This window comes from Bradyrhizobium sp. 63_E2_N1_3 (assembly GCF_052076005.1).
Classification (GTDB): domain Bacteria; phylum Pseudomonadota; class Alphaproteobacteria; order Rhizobiales; family Xanthobacteraceae; genus Bradyrhizobium; species Bradyrhizobium barranii.
The window spans coordinates 4,832,594-4,855,285 of record NZ_CP197235.1 but is presented as its reverse complement, the minus strand read 5'-3'; the positions used below and the strand labels follow the sequence as shown (position 1 = coordinate 4,855,285).

General features: G+C 62.3%; 23 protein-coding genes, 1 tRNA gene and 2 pseudogenes. 17 read left to right on the top strand and 9 right to left on the bottom strand.

Going from position 1 to position 22,692, the window contains the following annotated elements:
• Positions 1-87 precede the first annotated feature (87 nt).
• The 10 genes from AB7531_RS23180 (at position 88) to AB7531_RS23135 (ending at position 11,094) form a co-directional block, all read left to right on the top strand.
• On the top strand, positions 88-2,418 hold the full coding sequence (locus tag AB7531_RS23180) for an acetamidase/formamidase family protein (RefSeq protein ID WP_063983405.1): 2,331 nt from the start codon (positions 88-90) through the stop codon (positions 2,416-2,418).
• Between the two features lie 14 nt (positions 2,419-2,432).
• Entirely contained in the window at positions 2,433-2,816 is a 384-nt protein-coding gene (locus AB7531_RS23175; RefSeq protein WP_063983404.1) for a RidA family protein, read from the top strand.
• Between the two features lie 341 nt (positions 2,817-3,157).
• Positions 3,158-4,321: a PspA/IM30 family protein gene (locus AB7531_RS23170; protein WP_063983403.1), complete on the top strand. Its 1,164-nt coding sequence runs from the start codon at positions 3,158-3,160 to the stop codon at positions 4,319-4,321.
• Between the two features lie 10 nt (positions 4,322-4,331).
• Positions 4,332-4,991: an OB-fold-containig protein gene (locus AB7531_RS23165; RefSeq protein ID WP_063983402.1), complete on the top strand. Its 660-nt coding sequence runs from the start codon at positions 4,332-4,334 to the stop codon at positions 4,989-4,991.
• 23 nt (positions 4,992-5,014) lie between these two features.
• On the top strand, positions 5,015-6,709 hold the full coding sequence (locus tag AB7531_RS23160; protein ID WP_441280064.1) for a flotillin family protein: 1,695 nt from the start codon (positions 5,015-5,017) through the stop codon (positions 6,707-6,709).
• A 210-nt stretch (positions 6,710-6,919) separates the two neighbouring features.
• On the top strand, positions 6,920-7,288 hold the full coding sequence (locus tag AB7531_RS23155) for a hypothetical protein (protein ID WP_063983400.1): 369 nt from the start codon (positions 6,920-6,922) through the stop codon (positions 7,286-7,288).
• Positions 7,289-7,420: 132 nt separating this feature from the next.
• Positions 7,421-7,495, top strand: a tRNA-Asn gene (locus AB7531_RS23150).
• 382 nt (positions 7,496-7,877) lie between these two features.
• Positions 7,878-8,090, top strand: a complete 213-nt coding sequence (locus AB7531_RS23145; RefSeq protein ID WP_245328436.1) for a helix-turn-helix transcriptional regulator — start codon at positions 7,878-7,880, stop codon at positions 8,088-8,090.
• Between the two features lie 307 nt (positions 8,091-8,397).
• Positions 8,398-10,686, top strand: coding sequence for a bifunctional DNA primase/polymerase (locus AB7531_RS23140; protein ID WP_063983398.1), 2,289 nt, complete (start codon positions 8,398-8,400; stop codon positions 10,684-10,686).
• Positions 10,687-10,932: 246 nt separating this feature from the next.
• Positions 10,933-11,094, top strand: a complete 162-nt coding sequence (locus tag AB7531_RS23135; RefSeq protein ID WP_161495836.1) for a hypothetical protein — start codon at positions 10,933-10,935, stop codon at positions 11,092-11,094.
• Between the two features lie 1,325 nt (positions 11,095-12,419).
• Here AB7531_RS23135 and AB7531_RS23130 read toward each other — a convergent pair.
• The 6 genes and pseudogenes from AB7531_RS23130 to AB7531_RS23105 form a co-directional block, all read right to left on the bottom strand.
• Positions 12,420-12,614 (bottom strand): hypothetical protein, encoded by a 195-nt coding sequence (locus tag AB7531_RS23130; protein WP_144030747.1) that lies wholly within the window; start codon positions 12,612-12,614, stop codon positions 12,420-12,422.
• Positions 12,615-12,677: 63 nt separating this feature from the next.
• A pseudogene (locus AB7531_RS23125) lies at positions 12,678-13,182 on the bottom strand (YciE/YciF ferroxidase family protein).
• A gap of 60 nt (positions 13,183-13,242) precedes the next feature.
• Complete coding sequence (locus tag AB7531_RS23120) at positions 13,243-13,554, bottom strand: hypothetical protein (protein WP_063983396.1); 312 nt, start codon at positions 13,552-13,554, stop codon at positions 13,243-13,245.
• Positions 13,551-14,189: a cysteine hydrolase family protein gene (locus tag AB7531_RS23115; protein ID WP_063983395.1), complete on the bottom strand. Its 639-nt coding sequence runs from the start codon at positions 14,187-14,189 to the stop codon at positions 13,551-13,553. The genes AB7531_RS23120 and AB7531_RS23115 overlap by 4 nt, the downstream gene beginning before the upstream one ends.
• A 36-nt stretch (positions 14,190-14,225) precedes the next feature.
• On the bottom strand, positions 14,226-14,516 hold the full coding sequence (locus AB7531_RS23110; RefSeq protein ID WP_063983394.1) for a SemiSWEET family sugar transporter: 291 nt from the start codon (positions 14,514-14,516) through the stop codon (positions 14,226-14,228).
• A gap of 8 nt (positions 14,517-14,524) precedes the next feature.
• On the bottom strand, positions 14,525-14,737 hold the full coding sequence (locus tag AB7531_RS23105) for a hypothetical protein (protein WP_144030748.1): 213 nt from the start codon (positions 14,735-14,737) through the stop codon (positions 14,525-14,527).
• 136 nt (positions 14,738-14,873) lie between these two features.
• Here AB7531_RS23105 and AB7531_RS23100 point away from each other — a divergent pair, with 136 nt between their 5' ends.
• From AB7531_RS23100 to AB7531_RS23085, 4 genes are read left to right on the top strand one after another with little or no spacing between them, the layout of a single operon-like run.
• Positions 14,874-15,458: a phosphatase PAP2 family protein gene (locus tag AB7531_RS23100; RefSeq protein WP_063983392.1), complete on the top strand. Its 585-nt coding sequence runs from the start codon at positions 14,874-14,876 to the stop codon at positions 15,456-15,458.
• Positions 15,445-16,050 (top strand): cupin domain-containing protein, encoded by a 606-nt coding sequence (locus AB7531_RS23095; RefSeq protein ID WP_441280063.1) that lies wholly within the window; start codon positions 15,445-15,447, stop codon positions 16,048-16,050. The genes AB7531_RS23100 and AB7531_RS23095 overlap by 14 nt, the downstream gene beginning before the upstream one ends.
• Positions 16,047-16,394 carry a DUF3147 family protein gene (locus AB7531_RS23090; RefSeq protein WP_063983390.1) on the top strand — a complete coding sequence of 116 codons (348 nt, stop codon included), beginning with the start codon at positions 16,047-16,049 and terminating at the stop codon, positions 16,392-16,394. Before AB7531_RS23095 ends, AB7531_RS23090 begins: the two co-directional genes overlap by 4 nt.
• Positions 16,391-16,858 (top strand): DUF3147 family protein, encoded by a 468-nt coding sequence (locus AB7531_RS23085; RefSeq protein WP_063983389.1) that lies wholly within the window; start codon positions 16,391-16,393, stop codon positions 16,856-16,858. Before AB7531_RS23090 ends, AB7531_RS23085 begins: the two co-directional genes overlap by 4 nt.
• A gap of 33 nt (positions 16,859-16,891) precedes the next feature.
• On the opposite strand, the gene AB7531_RS23080 is transcribed toward AB7531_RS23085, so the two are convergent.
• The 3 genes and pseudogenes from AB7531_RS23080 to AB7531_RS23070 form a co-directional block, all read right to left on the bottom strand.
• Positions 16,892-17,407: a YciE/YciF ferroxidase family protein gene (locus AB7531_RS23080; protein ID WP_063983388.1), complete on the bottom strand. Its 516-nt coding sequence runs from the start codon at positions 17,405-17,407 to the stop codon at positions 16,892-16,894.
• A gap of 456 nt (positions 17,408-17,863) precedes the next feature.
• Positions 17,864-18,214, bottom strand: coding sequence for a response regulator (locus AB7531_RS23075; RefSeq protein ID WP_084795139.1), 351 nt, complete (start codon positions 18,212-18,214; stop codon positions 17,864-17,866).
• Positions 18,215-18,274: 60 nt separating this feature from the next.
• Positions 18,275-19,410: pseudogene (locus AB7531_RS23070) on the bottom strand (YihY/virulence factor BrkB family protein).
• A gap of 601 nt (positions 19,411-20,011) precedes the next feature.
• On the opposite strand from AB7531_RS23070, the gene AB7531_RS23065 reads away from it, so the two are divergent.
• From AB7531_RS23065 to AB7531_RS23055, 3 genes are all read left to right on the top strand, one after another.
• Positions 20,012-20,221, top strand: a complete 210-nt coding sequence (locus AB7531_RS23065) for a hypothetical protein (RefSeq protein ID WP_063983386.1) — start codon at positions 20,012-20,014, stop codon at positions 20,219-20,221.
• 140 nt (positions 20,222-20,361) lie between these two features.
• Positions 20,362-21,438, top strand: coding sequence for a glycosyltransferase family 4 protein (locus tag AB7531_RS23060; protein ID WP_063983385.1), 1,077 nt, complete (start codon positions 20,362-20,364; stop codon positions 21,436-21,438).
• A gap of 12 nt (positions 21,439-21,450) precedes the next feature.
• The gene (locus AB7531_RS23055; protein ID WP_063983384.1) at positions 21,451-22,446 is read left to right on the top strand and encodes a L,D-transpeptidase family protein; all 996 of its coding nucleotides are present in this window, start codon (positions 21,451-21,453) and stop codon (positions 22,444-22,446) included.
• Positions 22,447-22,692 lie beyond the last annotated feature (246 nt).

Below are 22,692 nucleotides of genomic sequence, written 5' to 3'. Positions count from 1 at the left end.
CGTCATTTGCGGCCCGTTGCTGCGACGGATGACCGCGTTCGTCTGGCACAGAGGTTGCTTCGATCAACTGCAATCTGGGTTGATCTGATGAGCTTCCGGCCGTTCACGAGCGAGTCCTACGCGCAAGACGACCGCCCCGAAGCCTGGCGGGACGTGCTGGCGGCGGTCGGCCTGCAACCGGCGACCGGCCATTCCTTCTTTGACGGACATGCAACCGCATCGCATCGCCACACAGCAGGTGTTGCGCTGACGCGGATGGCGGCTGGCGCGCAAAGCGTCGCGCCGCTATCGCAAGCGAATGAAGACCTTCCGATCGCGCTGATCCCGGTCGAGGACGGCATGGTGCTGAAGAGCGCCGGCGGCCACCGCATCGTTCCGGTCGGCCATCTCGTGCTGCTGCCGCGGAGCGGAGACTGGAGCATCGTGTTCCAGCGCGACATGCGGGCCATCGTGCTGTCGGTGACCTCGGAAGCGCTGCACGGACGCCTCTCGGGCAGGCCGCGGCTCGGCGAGCCCCGCGTCGTTCCACCCAGCGGCTTTGCCGATGTGTTCTCGCGTCTGCTGGACGCGACCGCGCGCACGCTCGACACGTTGAGCGATGCCGAGTGGAATTCGGTCGCGCAGTCGCTCGTTGACCTGCTCCTGACGCTCGCGCATCAACTGGCGGCTTCGACGTCCGATGCCGGATCGAGTGCGACGCAGGCCGCGCTGCTGCACCGGATCTGCCAGACCATCGAGCGGCGGCTCGACGATCCCGAACTGGCGCCGGCGCGCGTCGCGCAGGCCCAGGGGATTTCCGAGCGCTACCTGCAAAAACTGTTCGAGACGGTCGGCGACAATTTCACCCATTACGTCCGGGAGCGCCGCCTCCAGCGTGCCTGGGCCGATCTGTCCAATCCGACCGAGGCGCTTCGTTCGATCTCGGAGATCGCCTACGCCTACGGCTTTGGCGATTCCGCACATTTCAGCCGCGCCTTCCGTCATCGCTTCGGCCTGCCGCCGCGCGAATTCCGCCAGCAGGAGGCGGAGCGGGCGACCTTGCAGCACGGCATTGCCGGCCAGCGCGGCTGGCCGCAGGAGGCGCTGGCGCAGCTCCGCGTGCATTCGAGCGTCGAGGCACGCAGCACCGCTGCTTGCGCCGGCACCGAGGAGCGGACGACCGCGGAACGCAGGCATCACCATCTCCCGGTCGAAGCCAGCCGCATCCATTGGGGCTATTTCAGCCGCTCGCTATCGCCGCAAATCGAGATCGCCTCGGGCGACACCATCACCATCGAGACGCTGACGCAGCACGCCTCCGATGCGCCCGAGATGATGATCGCGGGCGATTCCGGTGCTGAAAGCGTGTTCGGCTGGACACGGGACAAGAAGAACGTCGATCGTCGCGGCGCTGGCCCGATGGATGCCAGCGTGTTCGGCCGTGGCGCCGGCGAAGGATTTGGCGTGCACATCTGCACGGGGCCGGTCGCGGTGAAGGATGCCCAGCCCGGCGACGTGCTGGAGGTGCGCATCCTCGACATCGTGCCGCGCGCGAGCCGCAATCCGAACCATGCCGGCCGTGTGTTCGGCTCCTCGGTCGCGGCTTGGTGGGGCTATCACTACAACGAGTTTCTCGGCGGTCCCATGCCGCGCGAGGTCGTCACCATCTACGAGATCTTCGACGATCCAGAGGAGCCGCACGCCCGGGCGCTTTATTCCTATCGCTGGGAGCCGCAGACCGACCCCTTCGGCGTCGTGCACGCCACCTACGACTATCCCGGCGTCCCCGTCGCGCCGGCCACGGTGAAGCGCCGGCATGCCGTACTCGATGGCATCCGCATTCCCCTGAGGCCGCATTTCGGCGTGATCGCGGTGGCGCCGCGCGAGGTCGATTTCGTCGACTCCGTGCCGCCGTCCTATTTCGGCGGCAATCTCGACAATTGGCGGCTGGGGAAGGGCTCTACCGTCTATCTTCCGGTTTCGGTGCCCGGCGCGCTGCTGTCGGTCGGCGATTCCCACGCCACGCAAGGCGACGGCGAACTCAGCGGCACGGCGATCGAATGCTCGATGACAGGGACATTCGAGGTGATCCTGCACAAGAAGGCCGATCTTGCAGGCCGGCCCTTTGCCGATCTCTCTTATCCCCTGATCGAGACCGAGACCGACTGGGTGCTGACCGGCTTCAGCCATCCCAACTATCTCGCCGAGTTCGGCGCGCAGGGCCAAAGCGAAGTCTACACAAAATCCTCGCTCGACCTCGCCATGAAGGATGCGTTCCGCAAAATGCGGCGCTTTCTGATGAACGTCAAAGGGCTCAGCGAGGACGAGGCGATCGCCTTGATGTCGGCCGCCGTTGATTTCGGCGTCACCCAGGTCGTCGACGGCAATTGGGGCGTGCACGCCATCCTCAGCAAGCGCCTGTTTCGGGACGCGACTTAACAAGGACATCTCAAGTGAAATTCCACATGATCAGCGGCGGACCGAAGCCGGTCGCGCCCTTCAGCCACGCCGTCGAGACCGACGGGTTTGTCTTCGTCACCGGCCAGATGCCGGACACGCCGCAGGCGCCGGGTGTGCTGCCCGACGGCATAGAGGCGCAGACGCGGGCCGTGATGGAGAATTTGAAGGTGGTGCTCGCCGGCCTCGATCTCGGCCTCGAGCACGTCGTGATGACGCGGATCTATCTGACGCGTTTCAAGGAAGACTATGCCGCGATGAACGAGACGTATCGCAGCTTCTTCGCACCGGATCGTTTGCCGGCTCGCACGTGTGTCGGCGTCACCGGGCTCGCCTATGACGCACTGATCGAGATCGATCTGGTGTGCCGGCGGCCGTGAGGCGATGCTGTAGCCCGGATGGCGCGCAGATCGATCCTGGACGCGTCCTGAGGCCCCGGATTACGCTGCGCTCCATCCGGGCTCTAAAAATGGAAGTGTCGGGACATCGACCAGCCGATTAACAGTCGGATGGTCGGCGGCAACGTTGACCAGTCCGGTTTCCGTTGGGTTCGCCTTAAATTGCAACCCGTGCGTGCATGAAGTCTTGATCGGCCGTGATCTAGGGATGATCAACCTCCTTGAACGCGTCGCCTGCGGCCGACGACTAACCCACAGAGTGCATGAGGGTCAGGGGAACGTGATCGTACTTCCTCTTCCAAAAGCACCAAAATGGTGCTTTAGTGCTTTCCATGAGCCCGTCGTCCAAAAACGCGCCGTCCGCGCTGCGTTACAGGCTTGCCCCTGACCCGGCCGCCAAGGCCGCCATGGAGGCGACGTTCAGGGCCTATGACCGCATGATGGAGATCCTGGACGAGGTGGCGCGGAGCCATAACGTCGGCTCCAATGTCGTCCTGCTCCATGCTCATGCCTATGAGCCGATCCGGAAAGAAACCGCGCTGCCGTCGCGGCTGGTGACGCTGGGCCTGCGCGACCGCGCCGATTATCGCGCCGCGCAGGGCCGCCGCCTGCCGCTCGACGACAAGCTCGCCAAGATCAAGGGCCCCGCCACCATTTCGATTGCAACCGTGGAAGGGCGCTTCAGCGTTCCCTTCGACTATGCCGGCTATGCCGAGGGTTGGGGGCAGAGCGCTCCCGCGCACCTCATCCGCACCGACGACGGTTTCGAAGTTCACTACGGCGTCACGCCGAACAATCTGCCAGAGGAGGAGAACGCTATGGATACCATCGCTGCCGCCCCCGACAACTTCCTGTCCCGGGTCGGGCGCCTGATCGCCGGGATCGCCTATGACGCGATCGAGCAGGCGGAGGGGAAGAACAAGCTGAACGTGGTTGGCCAAGCCATCCGCGAGATCGAGCGCGCGGAGAGTGAAGCGCGCGATGCGCTCGCGGCCGCGCGCGCCGAGGAATACCGTCTCAACGCGCGCCGCACCGAGATAGAACGCGAGATGACCAATCTTGCGCCCAAGATCGAAGGTGCGATTGCTGATAGCCGGGACGATCTCGCCCGCGCCGGCATCGCGCGGCAGATGGACCTCGAAGCGCAGTTCGAGGTGCTCTCCCGGGCCATCGACGAGAACAACGAGAAGATCGAACAGTGCGTGACGTCGCTGCGCGCCGTGCTGTCAGCATTGCAAGATGCCGAGCAACGCCGCGCCGATCTCGAAAAGAGCGAGGCTCAGGCAAGCCATCAGGCTTCGACGTCGCCCCGGAAGTCCGGTGGTGCCTCGGCGGCAGCGAAGGCCTTGCGCGCGGGCAGGGCGGTGGCGCGCGCCACCGGCGTCCCGGCAGCGATCCCGTATTCAAGCGACATCGACGAGCTCAGCACGTTGCATCGCGACAAGGAGATTGCAGCGAGGCTGGCGCGGTTGAAGTCGCGCTCCTGAGTAATGTGTCATGAGCGCTCTGCTCGAACACGTGATGTCGCCGGAGGTCAGGCCGTTCGCGATCGCGGCGGCCATGATCCTCATCGTCGGCTCGATCGAGGTGGTCTCGATGCTGGTCGGGGCCTCGCTGAGCGAGATGCTCGGCACCAACATCGATTTTGGTCACCCCAGCGACAATGGCGTGATCAACGCCATCTCCTGGATCAATGTCGGCGGCGTGCCGCTCTTGATCTTCCTGCTGTTGCTGCTTGGCGCGTTCTCCATCACCGGCTTCCTGATCCAGGACATCGCGCGGATGGTGGCCGGTCCCTTGCCGGCAACGCTCGCGTCGGTCGGAGCGGTCGCCGTCTCGATTCCGGTGGTCCGCGCCGCAAGCAGGGGCATCGCGCGGGTCATTCCCAAGGATGAAAGCTATGCCGTCGGTCTCGGCGATCTCGTCGGCCGTGTCGGCGAGGTCGTGATCGGCCCGCTCGATCAGGGGCCGCCCGGCCGCGTCAGCGTCGCCGACATCCACGGCAACCGCCATTTCGTGTGGGCGGTCGCCGCACCGTCATCATTGCCCCTGCCGCAGGGAACCATGGTCCTGCTGGTCGATCGCGCCGGCACCCGCTTCGTGGCGGTGAAGGCCGACGATGAACTGAAACCTTCCAAACCGCCTCTAAGCAGCTGACAAGTCATTTATCGGAGAAAGTCATGTTCGACATTGCAGTCCCGGCCATGATCGGCGTCGCGCTGATCGTCGTCCTCGGGATCGTCTTCACCATCCTCTACAAGCGCGCCACCCGCGACGAGGCCTTCGTGCGCACCGGCCTCGGCGGCAAGAAGGTCGTGCTCGACGGCGGCGCCATGATCCTGCCGATCTTCCACTCCTATGCCAGCGTCAATTTGAAGACGCTGCGGCTCACCGTCGAGCGCAAGGAGCGGGAGTCCCTGATCACCAAGGACCGCCTGCGCGTCGACATCATCGCCGAGTTCTACGTGCGCGTCCGTCCTGACGATGAGAGCATTGCGCTCGCGAGCCAGACGCTGGGCGCGCTGACGAATGACGCCGAAGCCCTGCGTAACCAGGTCGAGGCAAAATTCGTCGACGGCCTGCGTTCGGTGGCGGCCACCATGTCCATCCTGGAGTTGCAGGAGAAGCGCAGCGACTTCGTCAAGCATGTGCAGGCGACAGTGGAATCGGATGTGAAATCCAACGGTCTCGAGCTTGAATCGGTGTCGCTGACCAAGCTCGACCAGACGGATGTGAAATTCTTCAATCCGGAAAACTTCTTCGACGCCGAAGGTCTGACCCAGCTGAAGACCGTCACCGAGACGCGCCGGCGCGACCGCAACTCGATCGTGCGCGACAACGAGGTGGCGATTGCGCAAAAGGACCTCGAGGCGCGGCAGCAGACCCTGACCATCGAGCGCACCAAGAAGGAGGCCGAGCTCTCCCAGGAGCGCGACATCGCCAACAAGACCGCGAGCACCCGCGCTGAAGTCGCAACCGCGACCCAGACCGCGCGCCTGACCGAGGAGAACGCCCGCATCGATACCGACCGCGCCGTGGCCGAGAAGGAGGCCGGCGCCAAGCAGGTCAAGGAAACCGCGGTCATCGAGTCGGATCTCGCCATCAACAAGCGCAAGACCGACGCGCAGCGCGAAATCCAGATCGCCACGCAGGAGAACGAGATCCAGATCGCGGCCAAGAGCAAGCAGACCTCGGAAGCCGTCGCCGACGCCAAGACCGCCGAGGCGCTCGCCGTCTCCGCGGAGGAAAAGGTCGTGACCGCCCGCGCGGTCGAGGTCGCCGACCGTGCCCGTCTCACCCAGGTGCTCGCCGCGCGCACCGAGGCCGAGCGCAAGTCGACCGAGCTGATCGTCGCGGCCGAAGCTGAAAAGAAGGCCTCGCTCGATCGTGCCGAGGCCGTCAAGACGCTGGCCACCGCGGAAGCCGAGTCCAACAAGATCAAGGCAGTCGGCGTCAGGAATATCGGCGAGGCCGAAGCCGCAATCATCACGCTCAAGAACGAGGCGCAGAACAAGCTCGGTGCCAACGTCATCGACTTCGAGCTCGCCAAGAAGCGGATCGAGACCATGCCCTCGGCTCTGGCCGAGATGGTCAAGCCGATCGGCAATCTCAAGGACGTCCGCATCCTGCACACCGGCGGCGCGTTCGGCGGCAATGGCACCGGCGGCGGCAATGTCGGCTTCGGCGAAGGGCTTGCGGGCGAGCTCCTCAAGGTGCACGCGCTGCGTCCGATGATCGACGAGATCCTGCGCCAGAGCGGGTTTGCGCCGGGCGAGGATCCCGTGAAAGCGCTGGTCGGCGCGGTGACGGGAAAGAGCAACGGCGCCGCAGTGCCGGCGCCCGTGCCGGAGAAAACAAACACCGCCGATCTATGAACGCCGGTTCATTGCTGCGGAGAATTCGAATCGATATGAACTGCCCGTGCGCGTCTCGCGTCGCGCACGCTCCGGAGCGTCGATCGATCGCGTGTTGAACCACTTGATCGCGCTCCGGGTGAATTCTTCGAGGCAACGCCATTTGTTGCCGCGGTGCCTGCGCGGATCGACGTCAGGCACCGGAGCCTCTTTCGATCGGGGGAATTTCACATGAAGTATTTTCTGTCCGGACTGATCGCGATCGGTCTTGCGATCGCCGCTGCGCCGTCGTTCGCGGCCGACGCCCGCAACGTCACCGTCGTCAACGAGACCGGCTATGCCATCAAATTCCTGGGCTTCAACGCACCGGACGACGGCCTGGACGAATGGGAGAACGAACTCGACAAGGTTTTGCAGAACCAGGCGAGCACCTATGTCGAGTTCGAGGAGGACGACGAGGGATGTGTCTGGAACATCCGCGTCGACTGGCAGAACTATGACGAATCCGTGCTCTGGAAGAACGTCAACCTCTGCAAGATCACCGCGCTTCGGTTGCGGTACGATTCCGGAACCAAGACCACGTCCTTCGTCGCCGAATAGTTTGACCTGACTTGAGCCAGGGGAGGGGCGGCGGCCCTTCCTCGGCGCATTGTGCAAGATCGCGAATTCGTCCTTTGCAAGCGCAAGCGGCTTTGTTATACGCAGCCGCGCGCGAACGACTGGTTCGCCCTTTCCTCGGTAGCTCAGCGGTAGAGCATCCGACTGTTAATCGGATGGTCGCTGGTTCGAATCCAGCCCGGGGAGCCATTTACTGTGCATTAAGCCTTTGATTTCAAAGCGCTTTTTCAAATTTAAAAAAGGCTTTCCCCGCTTTCTCTCCCCGCTTTGATCAGGCGCCGCCCGGGGCCGGCTCACCTGCAAGCTAGCCTGCACGCGCGGCCCTCGCGCAAGATCTGGTGGGTAGGAAATAAATTTACTCCATATGCGGTTTCTCTATGGCCATATTGCCCGAAAGGTGTATAATGCTCATTATGGCGACGTTGTGCGATTCGTGGGCGCTCACGTGACTGCCTGACGGGCACCTAGCCCGTCATCGGCTCTCAGCCGAGGTAATGCAGCCGCTCAGCGGCAACGCTAACCGAAAACTCCACACACCATGCACACTCTAAATCCGTCCGTCGACGAGCCCATGCTCGTCTCGATGAAGCACGCATGTGCGCTCACTTCGTTGAGCCGCACGATGCTCAACCGCTACCGCGCGGAGGGCCGCTTTCCTGCGGCCGTCCCGCTCGGGGACCGCCGCGTCGCCTTCGTCCGTCAGGAAGTGAATCAGTGGATCGCTGACCGCATCGCTGCGCGTGGCGCCAACGACAATTCAAAGAGCGGCACCCAAGCCGCCTGACGCTCGATCGGCGCAAGCCGAGGTACGCAGCGGCACAGCCGCAACCCCAATAGGGGGATTTTCCACTTGAGAATAATTGATATCCGCCCGGCACCGCCTGGCTCGTCGACGATTGCGTACGTCGATGTCGAATTAATCGACGGCGCCAAACTATTCGGAATCCGCGTCTCGCGGGCTGATGACGGCACGTATCGCGCATTCGGCCAGAACTCCGAGCGCGGACGTACCTGCTCATTCTCTCAAGCCATCGTCGCAGACATCGCAGCAGCAACCATTTCTCAACTCTCATTGACGGGCCATCGCACCAATGACCGCACTCGCAGCTAACAACACCGACAAAAACGATATCGCCGACCTTCGGCGCACACTCTGCGAGAACGGCTATCCCCACATCCCTGTGAAGGATAAGGGTCCGCGTATTCCTGGCTGGGCGAAGAAGCGTATTACCACGGGCCAGGTAGATGGGTATCTTCGCCAATATCCTGACCACGTCCGCACTGGCATTCTGTGCGGCAACGATCTCGTCGCTATTGATATCGACGCGCCAATCGAGGCAGTCAGCGAGAGGCTGTTCACTCGGCTGACCGAGGTTGTGCACGCCGCTGCACAAGCACCACGCCGTACCGGTAAAGCGCCAAAATGCCTATTCCTATTTCGAGCCACTGAGCCGGGCGACAAGAGTGCCACGCCAGAATTCAAGATCGACGGCGCTAAGCATCAGGTCGAGGTTCTGCGCGACGGGCAGCAGTTTGTCGCATTCGGCGATCACGTCGAAACCGGCAAGCCGTATCGTTGGGATAATGGCTCACCGCTCGATGTGAGGCCAGTCGATTTGCCCGCCATAACCAACAGTGAGATCGCCGCGTTTCTTTCCGAGGCCGAAACTATTCTCGCTGGCCTTGGCGAGCGGGTGAAGGAGAAGCCTAAGACGAAGCGCGCGTCGGCTGGAGATTCGTTCTGGCAGCAGGTCAACACCGCGGCTATTGCGTCGCCAGACCGATGGGTGAAAACGCTATTTCCTGGCGCACAGTACCAACCTGGCACTGGAGCGTGGCGAGTTTCCAGCCAAGAGCTTGGCCGGAAACTTGAGGAGGATATCTCAATCCATCCCGAAGGGATTCAAGACTTCGGCCGCGAACATGGTGCCACGCCCATTGAACTCGTGAAGGAGTTTGGTGGTGCGCCCACCACCAAGGATGCCGCATTCTGGCTATGCGAACAGGTTGGCGTCGATCCCGCCGATCTTGGATGGCAGCAGCGCCAGGCTGTCGCGATCATCACTGGCCCAGTCGCGCTGCCGACGCCCGCCAACGATGACACCAGATCGCCTGCGAACCGTCGTCATGACGAGGACCCTTTCACGCCTGAAGCGTGCGGTGGTCTCATGGCAGACATCTCACAGTGGATTCTCGATACGTCTCGGCGCAAGTCACCCGAGTTTGCGGTCATGTCGGCAATCGCCTTCATGTCAGTGTTCTATGGGCGGCGCGTTATTGGCCCGACCACTTGTGGGGTGAACCTCTATCTCGCCGGCATCGCCGGTCCGGGGTTCGGTAAAGAGGCGCCGCTGCAGCGGTTGGTGAAGTTGCTGCAGGAGACCGATATGGCGTTCCTCGTGGGAGCCGGTGAAGTATCCAGCGCCAGTGCGATCGAGAAAATCCTTCGTCGTAAGCCCGTCGTCGTAATGCCTTGGGACGAAGTTGGTGACGTTCTGGAGTCGATCAACGCAAAAGGAAATGGGAACTGGGCGTCGACAATTCGCAAAGCTATGTTGGAGCTATACTCGAAATCGACCGGTGTCTGGTTCGGCAAGGAAACCATGGATGACGATCGGATCGGGGCGCCGATCCATTGCCCGTCGTTGACAGTCATCGGCACGTCGACACCAACACGATTTTACGGTGGTTTGTCGGATAAAAACCTGTCGGACGGCTTCGCCGCCCGCATGGTCTTTATTGCCCCAACCAAGCGACCGGAGCGCGGCAATCCTCGCGACGGCGGGCTGGTGGTGCCGGAGCCATTGCGGGAGGCGATCAAGGAAGCGCAAAAGAAGTTCCCGTGGCCATCCATGAACTCGCAGGGGAATTGGCGGACGCCCGATGTTCAGCCCCATCTGTACGAAGTCCCGTGGGCTGATGAGGCGGCCGAAGCCGCGTGGTTGGCAATCGAAGATTGGCAGGAATCTGAAATCGAGCGTGACGAAACCAGGGATGGTCTCGTTGGACGATTGGCAGAGAACGCAATCCGGTTGGCCACTTTACGCGCGCTCAGCCGCAGCCCCTCGCGGCCTTCAGTCAGTGTCGAGGATGTGCGGTGGGCACACGCGATCATGTTGGCCTCCGTCCGGTCGCTCGATGATGGCGTCGACAAGTATATGTCTAGCAGCCAGTTTGAGCAGCTCTGCCAGGCCATTCTGTCTTCGCTCCGCTCCAGTCGCGGCGGCTCTATGTATCGAGCTGAATTGCTGAAGCGCCGCGGCATCAGTGGCTCAGATACCAGGACGTTTGATGCTGCGATCCTCCGGCTTCAGGAAACCCGCCAGATCGAGAAGACGGACGGCAAGCGGTTCGTTCTCTCACCCGCCAGTGGTGGGTGAGGGACTTGCAGAATTCTTGCAGAAGAACGGCAATTGCAACGAGGTGGTACTGGAAATTGTGCCACGGTGTTGCAAATGGCAAGAGTTTGGCAAGTGGTGTGGTAGGTGTAAGTATATGATATATATAAATATTATCTATTCACTTGCAGAATTGCAGCATTTGCAATCACTCCCGCTTTTTTCGGATCACTCCGAGAATCCCTATGGGTTGCAAATCTGCAAGTCGGTCTCGGAGGATGGGGTGTGATGATCGATCCAGACACAATTGAAGATGCCGACGAATGCGATGGCGAGTTGCTCCACGCCTACGGGCGCGACACCTCGACTGGCGAGTGGCAATGGCAGTGGGTGCCCGTTGATGTGCTGATCGAGGCAGGTCGCGGCGACTTGGTGCCGTGGTTAGGGTAGGGGGCCATTCCGAAGTTGCCAGCCCACCGCCTTGCCTACCGGCCCCACAGTTACGGACGTCATCCCGCAAGTTTTCAAATTGTTTTCCCCTGTGTGCAGCCATACCAAGAGCCAGTGAATGGCCAGAACGTCACGTCACGAAGAGACAATCCATGAAACACACCCGTCCTGGATACGCCACGCGTTGCTGCTGCGCTGGGCGAACACCGTGATGTGTTGGAGCAGTCACTCGATGGCGCGACCGCGCGGGAGATTGCCGCTGCGAACGGTTGGGGCGATGGCAAGGCGGCGAGCGCAGGATCGGGGGCTGCAGGATGCCGCTCTATTGGCGTTGGCCGCGCCGGAGATCGCAGCCTAGCAATGAAATCATGGTCTAGCCTCATTTGAGCCTGGAATCGCCGATCAGTATCTCCCGCGCGCCAGAGCGGGGGAGACTGCGAGTCGTGGCGAACGAGCGGCGACGTAATGTCTATGCTGCGCAGATAATGGTCGACGGCAGTCCTGTGCGCCGCCACCTCACTGATTCCTCTGCGGTCGTACAAGTAGATAACGCGCCTCTCGTGCCCGCAGCCTTCGGCCTGCGCGTTCCAAGTGCTGGCTTGGATACGGATTGCTCGGTTGTATGGCGTGATGAGCGCCGTCTCGCCGTGAAGTTTCTGAACTGACTGCCTATGTCTTTGTAGACGCGCGTCCCTCGACCCTATCTGGGAACGTATACAAGTGTAGGGATGCTGATCCCGACGTGGCAGCGCGCCGCAGGGTTGAGGGGGCATGTGCCGTCGACAAATCTCGCTTAGCATCTGAGGCGCATGGACCGGGGAGGGGTGGGTCAGATCCTTCCAACCTTCGCCACTAACCACCGGCGGCCCCCGAAATTTCGCGCATCCACAAATCAAAATATGGGGTATCTTAGGTTGTATTGTATAGTAACGCACCTGACGAGAAGACCCATGCCGCGCGAAAGCGCGGCGAGATCAGTGCTCCGTAGTCGAAGAATAGATCCTTCATGAACCCGCTAGCAACGCGCTCCGCTTTTCTTTGGTCGTCGACAAGTAAATCAGTTGCGGATGCCGATTAGTCGCAAGCATGGGACGGCCGCCTCATCAATGATAGCCATATCGCCGACAGCATCATCGCCTGCGCGAGGAAAGGGCAGACATCGATCGGCGGTTTGACGGAGGCGGGAGAAGCCGCGCTCGCACGCCGGGCCATTTCAGACAGGAAGCAGGCCTGATCTTCTCTACCGGGCCGCGTGATCCGCAGGCCGAGACGCGGCGGCTTCCTTGTCGGCGCGCGGTAGCCAGCGCTGTACGCCAGTAAGTTGATCAGAAGAAGAACGGCGTTCTGGATGATGAGCGAGTTCTTCGGTTCATTATCCCGTCGGCGATCCATGCGAGAGACGCGGCGATAAAGAGAGCGAACCCGCACACGGTGATGCGCGCGTTCCAGTTCGCCGCCACCATGGCGGCAGCGATAATCGTCATGGCGGCTGCCAGTGTCCTTAATACTTCAAGGCTCATGCTTTCCTGCTCAAAACAAGGGCCGCCTTCCGGGCGGCCCTCCACGTCAATCCTGCCAACGGACTAGGCGGCTTTCCGGTTCACGCTGCGCAGCGCCATCGTATTGAGCTTCTCGTCCGTCGCCTTCTCCTCATCGAGATTCTGCTGCAGGACGGAGGCGCAATCATCGCGGCCGAGCATCTTGGCCCATGCGATCAGTGTGCCGTACCGGGGTGATTTCATAGTGTTCGACGGCTTGGGCCGCCACAATCAGAGCCGCATCCAGCACTTGCTTGTCGTCGACGTCGCCCGCGACCTCACTCGCTTCCTTGAGGATGCCGTCGATCGCGGGGCAATCGACGCCCTTCGCCGCGACGCCATGCATTTCGAAGACTTTCTCAAGCCGGGTGATCTGGCCCTTGGTTTCGGAGAGATGCGTTTGGAAGCCGTTCTTGAGGCCGGGATCGCTTGCCTTCTCGATCATGTCCGGAAGGTTCTTCGCGATCTGCTGCTCGGCGTAATAGATATCCTGCAGCGTATGCACGAAGAGGTCGTTCAGCGTTTTAATGTCCCTGGTGAAAAAGCCCATGGCGTCCTCCTGTGTTGGGTTCGCACTCCAAACGACCGGCGGGGGGACCGTTCCTACGCGCTACAGCGGGATTTGCTGCGCGGGGATGACGATCTTATGCTGCGCGAGCTCCGACTCCAGTCGCTCGCGAAGACCGCGCCAGTAGTCCGGGAGGAGAAGCTCCGTCGTGACCTCAACGACGGCGATATTGTCGTGCTCGGTGCCGCCGCCGCTTCGCCACAGACCTTCGCCGGGCGCTCGGATGAAGCTCGTTGCGCCGCCGAACTTGTCGGTCAGCTCTCTCAGAAGCCCGTCGAACCAATCCTTCGGGATCTTTTCTCCCTTGCCCGTCTCCTTCGGTAGCAGGATCTGCACAAGATAGGACTCGCTCATGGCAGAAGGCCCGTGCGGGTGCCGCCGGGCCAGGCGGCGAGGAGCGTTTCCGTCGTCACGCATTCCACCTGCTGCCCGAACCTGTTCGCGTAGATGGTCATCATGGAGTCGTGGGTCTCGTCGGCGGAGCTGCAGATCGCGTCGGTCATGAGGACGACTCGAAAGCCCCAATCGACCGCGCCCAGCACGGTCGCCAACACGCAGACGTCGGTCTCGCCGCCCGTGACGATCACGGTGTCGACGCCGGCGGCGCGCAGTTGCGCGTGCAGGTCGCTGCCGATCCACGGTGAGTAGACGTACTTGTCAAAAGTGCGGGCAGGTGGAACGAAGCGGGCGAGATTCGGTACAAGATCGATCATGTCGGAACCGATCTCGTCGATGGTCATCGAGCTCCAGCGCTCATAGTAGCGGCGCCACATGCCGACGCCGTGGCCGGGAGCGCTCGCCGGAATGAAGCGGGTGAAGACCGTGCGCGCCGGGTGCGCGGCCGTTATCGCCACGACGTTCGGCAGGACGCGGGGCAGCCACGGCATCTTCCAATCCGTGTCTTCGGCGAACATGCGCTGCATATCGACGCAGAGGTGGATCGCCTCGGCGCCCACGGGCCCGTACCTGAGCTCGTCCTTTTTTGACATCGCTCCCATCCTCGAAAGCCAGCCCCAACGGACCTGCTAGGGCTTGGTTCCTCGCTTGTGCGAGTGGCACTTGCGGTCGCGGAGCTTGCAGCCGAGGACGGCACCGGCGAGGGCGGCGCCGACCACGTTGGAGCCGACGATGACCCAATCTCCCTTAATGGCGCCGTAGACGATCCAGAGCGTCAGGCCGAGCGTGAGTGCCGTGAGCATGCCGAGAGAGAGGTCGTCCGTGGATCCGCGTGGCCAAGCCTTCCGGACCTGCGGCACGTAGGACAGGGAGGCGAGAAAGGCGGCAAGTGCGCCGACGTAGGGGGCAAGGGTCGACAAGCCGGTAGCTACTTGGGCTCGATCTTGAGCTTAGGATCGGTAGGAAGGACTTTCGCGCCGACATCGGCCGCGGCCTGCTCGGTGCTCACACCGGAGTTGGCGTGGACGGAGCCGGAATTCTTCCCGCCGATCAGCGGGTAACTGAGGAAAACGGTCGCGAGCACCAGCGCTCCACTAGATGCGAGCCATTGCGATTTCCGCTTCTTCCCGATTGTACCCATCGTTTTCCAAATCTTGGCCTGGTCGATTGGTTCCATGACAGGCAGATGAACTTGGAACCTGCTCCGACGTTATGATGGCAAAGGCAATTCAAACGAGGCGTCCGCGACTACGCGGACGCCGTCACGGATCGAGGTGATGGCGCTGGTCACTGTCAAACCTACCAAGCCTGACGTGCTCATTGCACGGACCGTGGCGAGTAAGACCAACCATTGCGCGGAGAGGGTCTCGCGCGGCCTGACGTGGGGCGGCGACGAAAAGATCCTCCTGGCTTTGGCCGTCGCCGGTTGGGTCGTGACGAGGGGCAGATCGGAGCAGCTGCAGCGCGCGGGCAACCACGCTCTCCTGGTCACAGTCGCAGCCTCCCTGGCGCCTCACGGTATGAAATCGGTTTTCGACCAGACCCGCCCGGATCGCACGACGGTGCTCGGTCATCTGCACGGGGTCTCGTTTTCCGGCAAGCGCGAGGACGCATTTCCGTCCGGCCACGCGCTCCACATGGGCGCCCTGGCATCCGCTGCGGGCACATTGCCGCCTCTGCTGCGGCGACTAATCCGTACCTTGGCGGTCGGCCTTTCCCTGACGCGGGTCATAGTGCTGGCGCACTGGGCGAGCGACGTGATCGCGGGCTTCGCGCTCGGAGTCATCATGGAGCGGTTACTGCGTCTCTGGACCGGCTATCCAATGTCGCCACCGAAGGAGGATGACAATGCCAATCCTTGAGGACGTGAAGGAATACGTGCAGCGCGCGACCGGTCTGCGCCGACCCGGAAAGAAGGAGGCGCCTGACCTAGCGCGGCCAAGAAAGCCTCAGACGGCTCGTTTCAAGGAAGACGGTCTCATCCCGAACCATCCGCGCTGGCCTCTCGTCATCTACCGAGGCGCTGTGGATCTCGGCGACGGGCATGATCCGGCGGCCGTCATGGAGGACCTGTTCGAGGCCAACGGCTGGGGCGAAACTTGGCGGGACGGGATTTACGACTACGTTCACTACCATTCACGTATCCATGAGGTGCTTGGCATCGCGCGGGGTAGGGGACGTGTACGCTTCGGCGGAAGCAAAGGCCGGATCTTCAAGCTTAAGGCGGGCGATGTCGCCATCCTGCCGGCGGGCACGGGACACCAATGCCTGTTCGCAGATGAGGACTTCCTCGTCGTCGGCGCCTATCCGCGCGTCGGCACCTACGACGAGTGCACGCAGGTCGAGGACCGTCCGAAAGCTCTGAAGACGATTCCAAAGGTGCCTGTCCCGCGCAAGGATCCGGTGTACGGCGCGGGAGGCCTGCTCTCAAAGCTATGGAAGAAACCGAAATGAGCGAGTACGTCGTCCGCTTCCTGGTAGGCGGCGCCGTTGTGTCGGCCTTCGCGATGCTCGGAGACGTGCTCAGGCCGAAGAGCTTCGCCGGCCTGTTCGGAGCCGCGCCCTCGGTCGCGCTCGCCACTCTAGGCATCGCGATCTATCAGCACGGCGAATCCTACGCAGCCGTCCAAACCCATTCGATGATGGCCGGTGCGATCGCGCTCGGGATCTACAGCTTGGTCGTCTGCCAGCTCTTGATCCGGGCGCGCATGCGTGCGCTGCCGGCCACGCTGCTGTCGATCGTCGTGTGGCTCGCAGCTGCCTTCGGCCTGTGGGCGGCCGCGGGAGGTCAGACATGAGCGCGCCGATTGAAATCTCGCCGTCCTCGCTGCGAGAAGGACGCTGGCACGAATACGCGGTCCGCTTCGCGCTGGGCGGCGCAGCGACCGTCTTCGCCGGCCTGGTCAGCAGTTGGTACGGGGCTTCGATCGGCGGCCTATTCCTTGCTCTACCGGCGATCTTCTGCGCCAGCGCCACTCTCATCGAGAAGCATGAGATCCGCCGCATGCGCGAGGCCGGACTTGACGGAAAGCGGCGAGGGCAACAAGCCGCAGCGCTCGACGCCGCCGGCGCTGCGCTCGGCGCGCTCGGGATGCTGGCGTTCGCCGGAGTGTTCTGGCTACTGGTCGAACGAAGCGTCGCCGGCGCATTTGCGAGCGCCTCGCTGGCGTGGCTGGCGGTGTCGGTCGCGGCTTGGTTCGTGCGACGCAAGGCGAGATCATGTCGGAGCTCGCCCGCAGCCGAAAGGGCCGGCCCGCGTTAACGCGAAGCCGGCCCTTCTGAAGTTGGTCAGCCGTCAGGCAGCGTCGGAGGCCTTGGCGTTGACGCCCTTGCGCAGCGCGACCGTGTTGAGCTTGGTGTTCGCCGCCTTCTCTTCGTTCAGGTTGGTCGTGAGGAAGCGCACGATCTCGTCATGGCCGAGTTCTTCGGCCCAGGCGATCAACGTCCCGTAGCGGCACATCTCGTAGTGCTCGACGGCCTGCGCGTTGGCGACGATGGCCGCGTCCAGCACCGCCTTGTCTTCGATTTCGCCGGCGGTCTCGTCGGCTTCCTTGATGATGCCGTCGATGGCCGGGCACTTCGTGCCGCTGGGCTCCTTGCCGAGCTTTGCGAAGGCCTTCTCGAGCCGCTCTACCTGCTTATTGGTCTCTTCCAGATGGTTCTTGAGGCCGGTAACCAGGTCGCGGTTGGTGGCCTTTTCGATCATCTTCGGCAGCGCTTTCAAGATTTGCTGCTCGGCGTAGTAGATGTCCTGAATACCGTGGATCAGAAGGTCATCCATGGTTTTGATGTCTTTGGTGAAGAAGCCCATAATCGATTTCTCCTCTCGCAATGATGTCAACGGAACGCCGAAGGGTCTTCGGCGGTTCCGCCTTGCGACACGGAGACACTGATGACAGATCGAACCAATACCTTCGTAGCGCGGCTCGATCGAGCGGCCATGGGCGACTAGAGCGACGTGCCACGCCATATTTAAGAGACACTCTTCCTCGAACGTCGGCAGGAGCGATGGCGGGAAAAGGGGCCGGCGCCACGAGGGCGCGGGCCCTAAGTTTTGCTCTTCGAGTATCGTGACATCCTCGAAGCTTATTCAACGTTCGATGTCGGTCGCCGTTCCTGCGTCGCGCGACGCAGAGCGCGACGAGCTCGCTGCGCCACTACTCGACCGGCATCCGAGGACATGAAGCGGTGGGGCGTGCTGACGATCGGGACGGGACTGGGCAACGCCCGCGTCACCAACCGCGGCAACGGCAAAAACTAGCAGACGTTAGCGACCCGCCGTCATCTCTCTCACGGCTTCGACAATCTGCTCCGGATGGTAGGGCTTCCGTAACATGAGGCTGTTCGGCACCGGTCGGGGCGTCACGGGAGAGAAGCCCGTCGCATAGATCACCGGCAACTCCGGATGATGTTGACGGCAGTGTTCGGCGATCTGCCAGCCGTCGATCTTTCCGGGCAGCCTCACATCGGTGACAAGAACGTCGGCCGCCGTACGTTTGCACCACGCAAGCGCTTCTTCGCCGTCGCAGGCGTGGATGACGTCATAGCCTTCCTCGCGTAGCGCTTCGACGATGAATTCTCGGATCAGAGGGTCGTCTTCGACGAAAAGGATGCGCACGCGGAACTCCGATTCACTCAGGAGTCTGAACCGCCGAATGTTTGGGCGGTTCCTGCTGGTCTATCGGTCCACACGGGCCGCGCCGACCGTGTCCGCCATCTTCGCGCCCCGCGCGCCGAGCGGCTTAGGCGCGCCGGTCGTGGTGTCACGTGCGGTCTGATGCTCTATCTCCGCGTTAAGTTCGCATCCGAGCAGGATCACGATCGCTGAGATCCAGAGCCACGTCATGAAGCCGATGACGGCGCTGAGCGAGCCGTAGGTCTGGTTGAACGTGCCGAAGTTGGCGGCGTACCAGGAGAACAGCGCCGAAGCCACGAGCCAGAGCACGGTCGCGCCCGTGCTGCCCCAGGTGATCCACGTCCAGCGTGGCGCTTGGCGGCTTGGCCCGAAGCGGTAGATACAGGCGAGAGAGAGCGCGAGGACGACAAAGAGCGCCGGCCAGCGCCCAATCCGGACCAGGAGTTTGGCTGCGTTCGACAGGCCAACGTACTGCAGTGGAACGACGACGACCGCACCCAGCGCCGCTATAACAAACGCGATCCCGGCGGCGGTGAAGCCTAGGGACATCGCATTCAATTTCAGAAAGCCGCGCTTCTCCTGTTCGCAGTAGACTATGTTTAAGGTGTCAAAAAGCGACTTCATAGCGGCGTTCGCGCTCCACAGCGAGATTCCCAGCCCGATCGCGAATGTGAAGAGCCCAGGGTCCGATCTCCCTTGGTGGCAACGCGCATGAGTTGTTCGCGTGCCACGTCGACGGCACCGCCCGGGATGAAGCCGGACACGTCGTCGAGGTGCCTGGCGATGCTGCCTGGATCCGAAAACAACCCGTAGATGGCGACGAGAGCGGCGATCGCCGGAAAGATCGCGAGTATGCTGTAGTAGGTCATACCGGCGGCCAGCGCGAGAATGCGATGTTCGCCGATGTTGCCGTATACACGCCAAAGAATGTCTTTCCACCCTTCCGCCGGGATCTCCGACGGAGAAGTCGCGCTCCGGCCGCGACCGTCGCCTTCCGCCGCCAGGCCGGCAGCGGCGGTGTCCCGCTTTGCCTCCGCCAGCGGCGGATGGATTTCGTCCTCTAAAGGGGCAAAGCGCTCGACCAGGAATGCCGCGGCCAACAAGCCGAGCGCCGCGGCGATACTCCAACCACTATGGTCGGCGCGACCGCGGGGCGTGCCATCGACAACATGTTTCATGAGCCTCTCCGCGAAAGTTAATCGGAGTGGTTGAAGGGAATTCCTCGCGGCGACTTCGGAGGTTTCCGGCCTTAGCCCCCGGTTGGGGAAACATGCGCCACGCGCCTGAGCTGCGGCCTGAGAGGAGCCTATGCTAACTCGGTGGGGATACTCAGATGTCGGCGATAGACCAACCGATGCGGAAGCCTTGACCGTTGTGAGGCGGGTCCAATAAACGCGCGCCTGACAGAACCCGGCGGGGGCGGGATCGGTACGTTTGTATGAACTGCTATGACTTAAGTCGGTTGGAGGATCCCATTAGGCGCTGTTGGATCGAGGGTCTTCTCCGGCCGCTCGACAAGTAGGGAAATAATCCGGCGCAGGGCTTGCTCTTGCTCGTCGATCTTATTCGCATCGGCCATGGTTTAGCATTGGCACTGGAGCTCGAAGCGATGGGATTGCGCTTGGACGGCGATGGCGAACTCCAGGTGTCCCGTGAGCCGTCACGGCCTCGATACGGTCCATCTCCGTCACTGGGCTTAAGATTTTCGGGAAAAACTGGAAACCTCCGCTCGGGCGATGAGTTGCCGTCCCACGACGTCAATTTTGTTGGACCCGGAACATGGTCGACGAAGCCCTGCGGCGGCGAGCCGTGGATACAGTTTGGTCCCTCTATCGTGCGAAGCATCGCGACGTGGATGCCGCGGACAGCCGGCGTTGTCTGCTGCAGCGCCACCTTCAAGGAAGATGGGAAGCGCGCGTGAGCGAGGTCGAAGAACTGACCGGGTTCGGCCTGGCCTACTTGAACCGTCTCCCCAAGGACGAATGTTGAGGCTTATGGAGAAGCTCGTCAGGCAATTGGTGGCAAGCACCGCGAGGCCGGACTGGACGCTGTTGATCATCTCCAAGCTCGTTTCGGCTGCCATCATGCTGATCCTCCTTTTGATGTTTCCAGTCTAGAGGATCGGCAATATGCGCATTGCTCAGCTTGCTCCCCTCGCCGAAAGCGTTCCCCCAAAGCTCTACGGCGGCACCGAGCGGGTCGTGGCATGGTTGGTGGACGAGTTGGTAGAGCTCGGTCACGAGGTCACACTATTCGCGAGCGGCGACTCCAGGACGAAAGGCAAACTCCATCCCGTGTGGCCACGCGCGCTGCGCCTCGGTCGGAAGGGCGTGGACCCCAATGCGGCCAGTGCCGTGCTGCTGGAGGCCATCGCCAGGCGCGCGAAAGACTTCGACGTGATCCACGCACACATCGATTGGTTGCCGCTTCCGCTGCTCAGTCGGCTCGGCGTGCCCTTCCTGACCACGATGCATGGTCGGCTAGACCTCCCGGGCCTGCCGGACGTGGTGCGCGAGTTTCCCGGCGCCGGCTTCGTCTCGATATCCGAGCACCAGCGCGTGCCGCTTCCGGAGGCGAACTGGATCGCCACGATCCAGCACGGGCTGCCTTCGCACCTCTTCCGCCCGTCTTTCGATGAGGGATCCTATCTCGCTTTCCTTGGTCGCCTCACGGCGGAGAAAGGTCCCGAGGACGCAATCCGGATCGCGCGGGCGGCCGGCAAGCCACTGCGCATCGCCGCAAAGATCCCGCGCGGTGAGACCGGATACTTCAAGAAGAAGCTAGAGCCGCACATCGATGGTCGAATGGTTCAGCTTGTGGGGGAAGTCGACGATGCGAAGAAGCAGCCGTTCCTCGCCGACGCAGCGGCCCTCCTATTCCCGATCGATTGGCCTGAGCCGTTCGGTCTCGTCATGATCGAGGCGATGGCATGCGGAACGCCCGTTATTGCCTACCGATCCGGATCCGTGCCGGAAGTCGTTGAGGACGGCGTGACGGGTTTCATCGTCGAGAATGAGGACCAGGCGGTAAGGGCGGTTGGAGAGCTTGGCCGTCTCGACCGGAGGGTAGCCCGCGCCCGCTTCGAAGCGCGCTTCTCCGCAAGCCGGATGGCGCGAGAGTATGAGCGCGCCTACCGAGGCTTGATCGCCGATCCCGGCGTGAAGGAAACGGACCTTTGCCCAGGTGCTCAGCCATCGATACCATGAAAGGATTTGGCGATGTGGCCTCGAAAGGTGAAACACATCATTGTTCTCCTGGCCGTGATGGCCGACCCGGCGGCGCGGTGCGCCGAAATGGGGGCGGCTGCTATCGATGCCGCCGAACCATCGAAGAAGATCTTGTCGAACGAGAAGCCGACGCCGGCGGGCGTTCGGTTACAAGTCCTGCTCGACCGGGCCCACTTCTCGCCAGGTGAGATCGACGGCAGATTCGGCGAGAACGCGAAGAAGGCCCTCCGCGCCTTCGCGGAGGCGCGGCAATTGCCGAGCTCGGACGTTCCGACCGAGGACGTCTGGAACGCACTGCGCGCGGACGATCGGCGAGTCACGGCGAACTACACGATCACCGAGCAGGATGTCGCCGGACCTTTTCTTAGCAAGCTCCCGTCGAAGATGGAGGAAATGAAAGACCTGCCGAAGCTGGGTTTCACCAGTCCGCGAGAAGGACTGGCCGAGAAATTTCATATGAGCGAGCAACTGCTGGCGGCGCTCAATCCCGGGCAGCGCTTCGACCGCCCCGGCGACGACATCATCGTTGTGGATACTGGCAGTGCAGAGGCCGGCGCGCCGTCGAGGGCGGACAGGGTCGAGGTCGACAAGAGTCGGCAGACCGTGAAGCTGTTCGACAAGTCTAACGTGCTTATCGGCTTCTATCCGGCAACGGTCGGGAGCGAGGAGAAGCCGTCGCCATCCGGCACTCTGAAGGTGACCGAGGTCGACCGAAATCCGACCTATCGCTACAATCCGGCCTACCACTTTAAGGGCGTTCAATCCCGAAAACCTTTCACCATCAAGCCGGGCCCCAACAATCCGGTTGGAACGGTGTGGATCAACCTCACCGCTGAAGGATACGGCATTCATGGCACACCGTCGCCCGACAAGGTCTCGAAGGCGGAATCCCATGGCTGCGTCCGTCTGACCAACTGGGATGCGGAGCGGGTTGCAACGAGCGTCGCGAAGGGCACTCCGATCGCCTTCGTCGACGGCTCACGATGACAGCAAATGCACCGCGAGCGTGGCCCCCCGGCGCCGATTGGCGTGAATGACTCCGGTCGGTCAGGTCGGCGAGTGTTTATCGAGGTAAGCGCAGCATCGAACCCGGAACCTGTTCTGGCGTTGAGTAGCCTGGTTGGCGCCGGCTGTTTATCGAGGAGCCATTGGAGGAGGAGCGGAATGGATACGGCCGAAGGTTCGAGCGCTAGCTTCCCTACCAGGCTGCCTCGCGACGCACACTAAGCCGCC

Bases quoted from the DNA above. Each gene is read 5' to 3' on its own strand.
- AB7531_RS23180 (WP_063983405.1), top strand. From the start codon at position 88: ATGAGCTTCCGGCCGTTCACGAGCGAGTCCTACGCGCAAGACGACCGC.
- AB7531_RS23165 (WP_063983402.1), top strand. From the start codon at position 4,332: ATGAGCGCTCTGCTCGAACACGTGATGTCGCCGGAGGTCAGGCCGTTC.
- AB7531_RS23160 (WP_441280064.1), top strand. From the start codon at position 5,015: ATGTTCGACATTGCAGTCCCGGCCATGATCGGCGTCGCGCTGATCGTC.
- AB7531_RS23155 (WP_063983400.1), top strand. From the start codon at position 6,920: ATGAAGTATTTTCTGTCCGGACTGATCGCGATCGGTCTTGCGATCGCC.
- AB7531_RS23145 (WP_245328436.1), top strand. From the start codon at position 7,878: ATGCTCGTCTCGATGAAGCACGCATGTGCGCTCACTTCGTTGAGCCGC.
- AB7531_RS23140 (WP_063983398.1), top strand. From the start codon at position 8,398: ATGACCGCACTCGCAGCTAACAACACCGACAAAAACGATATCGCCGAC.
- AB7531_RS23135 (WP_161495836.1), top strand. From the start codon at position 10,933: ATGATCGATCCAGACACAATTGAAGATGCCGACGAATGCGATGGCGAG.
- AB7531_RS23130 (WP_144030747.1), bottom strand. From the start codon at position 12,614: ATGAGCCTTGAAGTATTAAGGACACTGGCAGCCGCCATGACGATTATC.
- AB7531_RS23120 (WP_063983396.1), bottom strand. From the start codon at position 13,554: ATGAGCGAGTCCTATCTTGTGCAGATCCTGCTACCGAAGGAGACGGGC.
- AB7531_RS23115 (WP_063983395.1), bottom strand. From the start codon at position 14,189: ATGTCAAAAAAGGACGAGCTCAGGTACGGGCCCGTGGGCGCCGAGGCG.
- AB7531_RS23105 (WP_144030748.1), bottom strand. From the start codon at position 14,737: ATGGGTACAATCGGGAAGAAGCGGAAATCGCAATGGCTCGCATCTAGT.
- AB7531_RS23100 (WP_063983392.1), top strand. From the start codon at position 14,874: ATGGCGCTGGTCACTGTCAAACCTACCAAGCCTGACGTGCTCATTGCA.
- AB7531_RS23095 (WP_441280063.1), top strand. From the start codon at position 15,445: ATGCCAATCCTTGAGGACGTGAAGGAATACGTGCAGCGCGCGACCGGT.
- AB7531_RS23090 (WP_063983390.1), top strand. From the start codon at position 16,047: ATGAGCGAGTACGTCGTCCGCTTCCTGGTAGGCGGCGCCGTTGTGTCG.
- AB7531_RS23085 (WP_063983389.1), top strand. From the start codon at position 16,391: ATGAGCGCGCCGATTGAAATCTCGCCGTCCTCGCTGCGAGAAGGACGC.
- AB7531_RS23080 (WP_063983388.1), bottom strand. From the start codon at position 17,407: ATGGGCTTCTTCACCAAAGACATCAAAACCATGGATGACCTTCTGATC.
- AB7531_RS23065 (WP_063983386.1), top strand. From the start codon at position 20,012: ATGGTCGACGAAGCCCTGCGGCGGCGAGCCGTGGATACAGTTTGGTCC.
- AB7531_RS23060 (WP_063983385.1), top strand. From the start codon at position 20,362: ATGCGCATTGCTCAGCTTGCTCCCCTCGCCGAAAGCGTTCCCCCAAAG.
- AB7531_RS23055 (WP_063983384.1), top strand. From the start codon at position 21,451: ATGTGGCCTCGAAAGGTGAAACACATCATTGTTCTCCTGGCCGTGATG.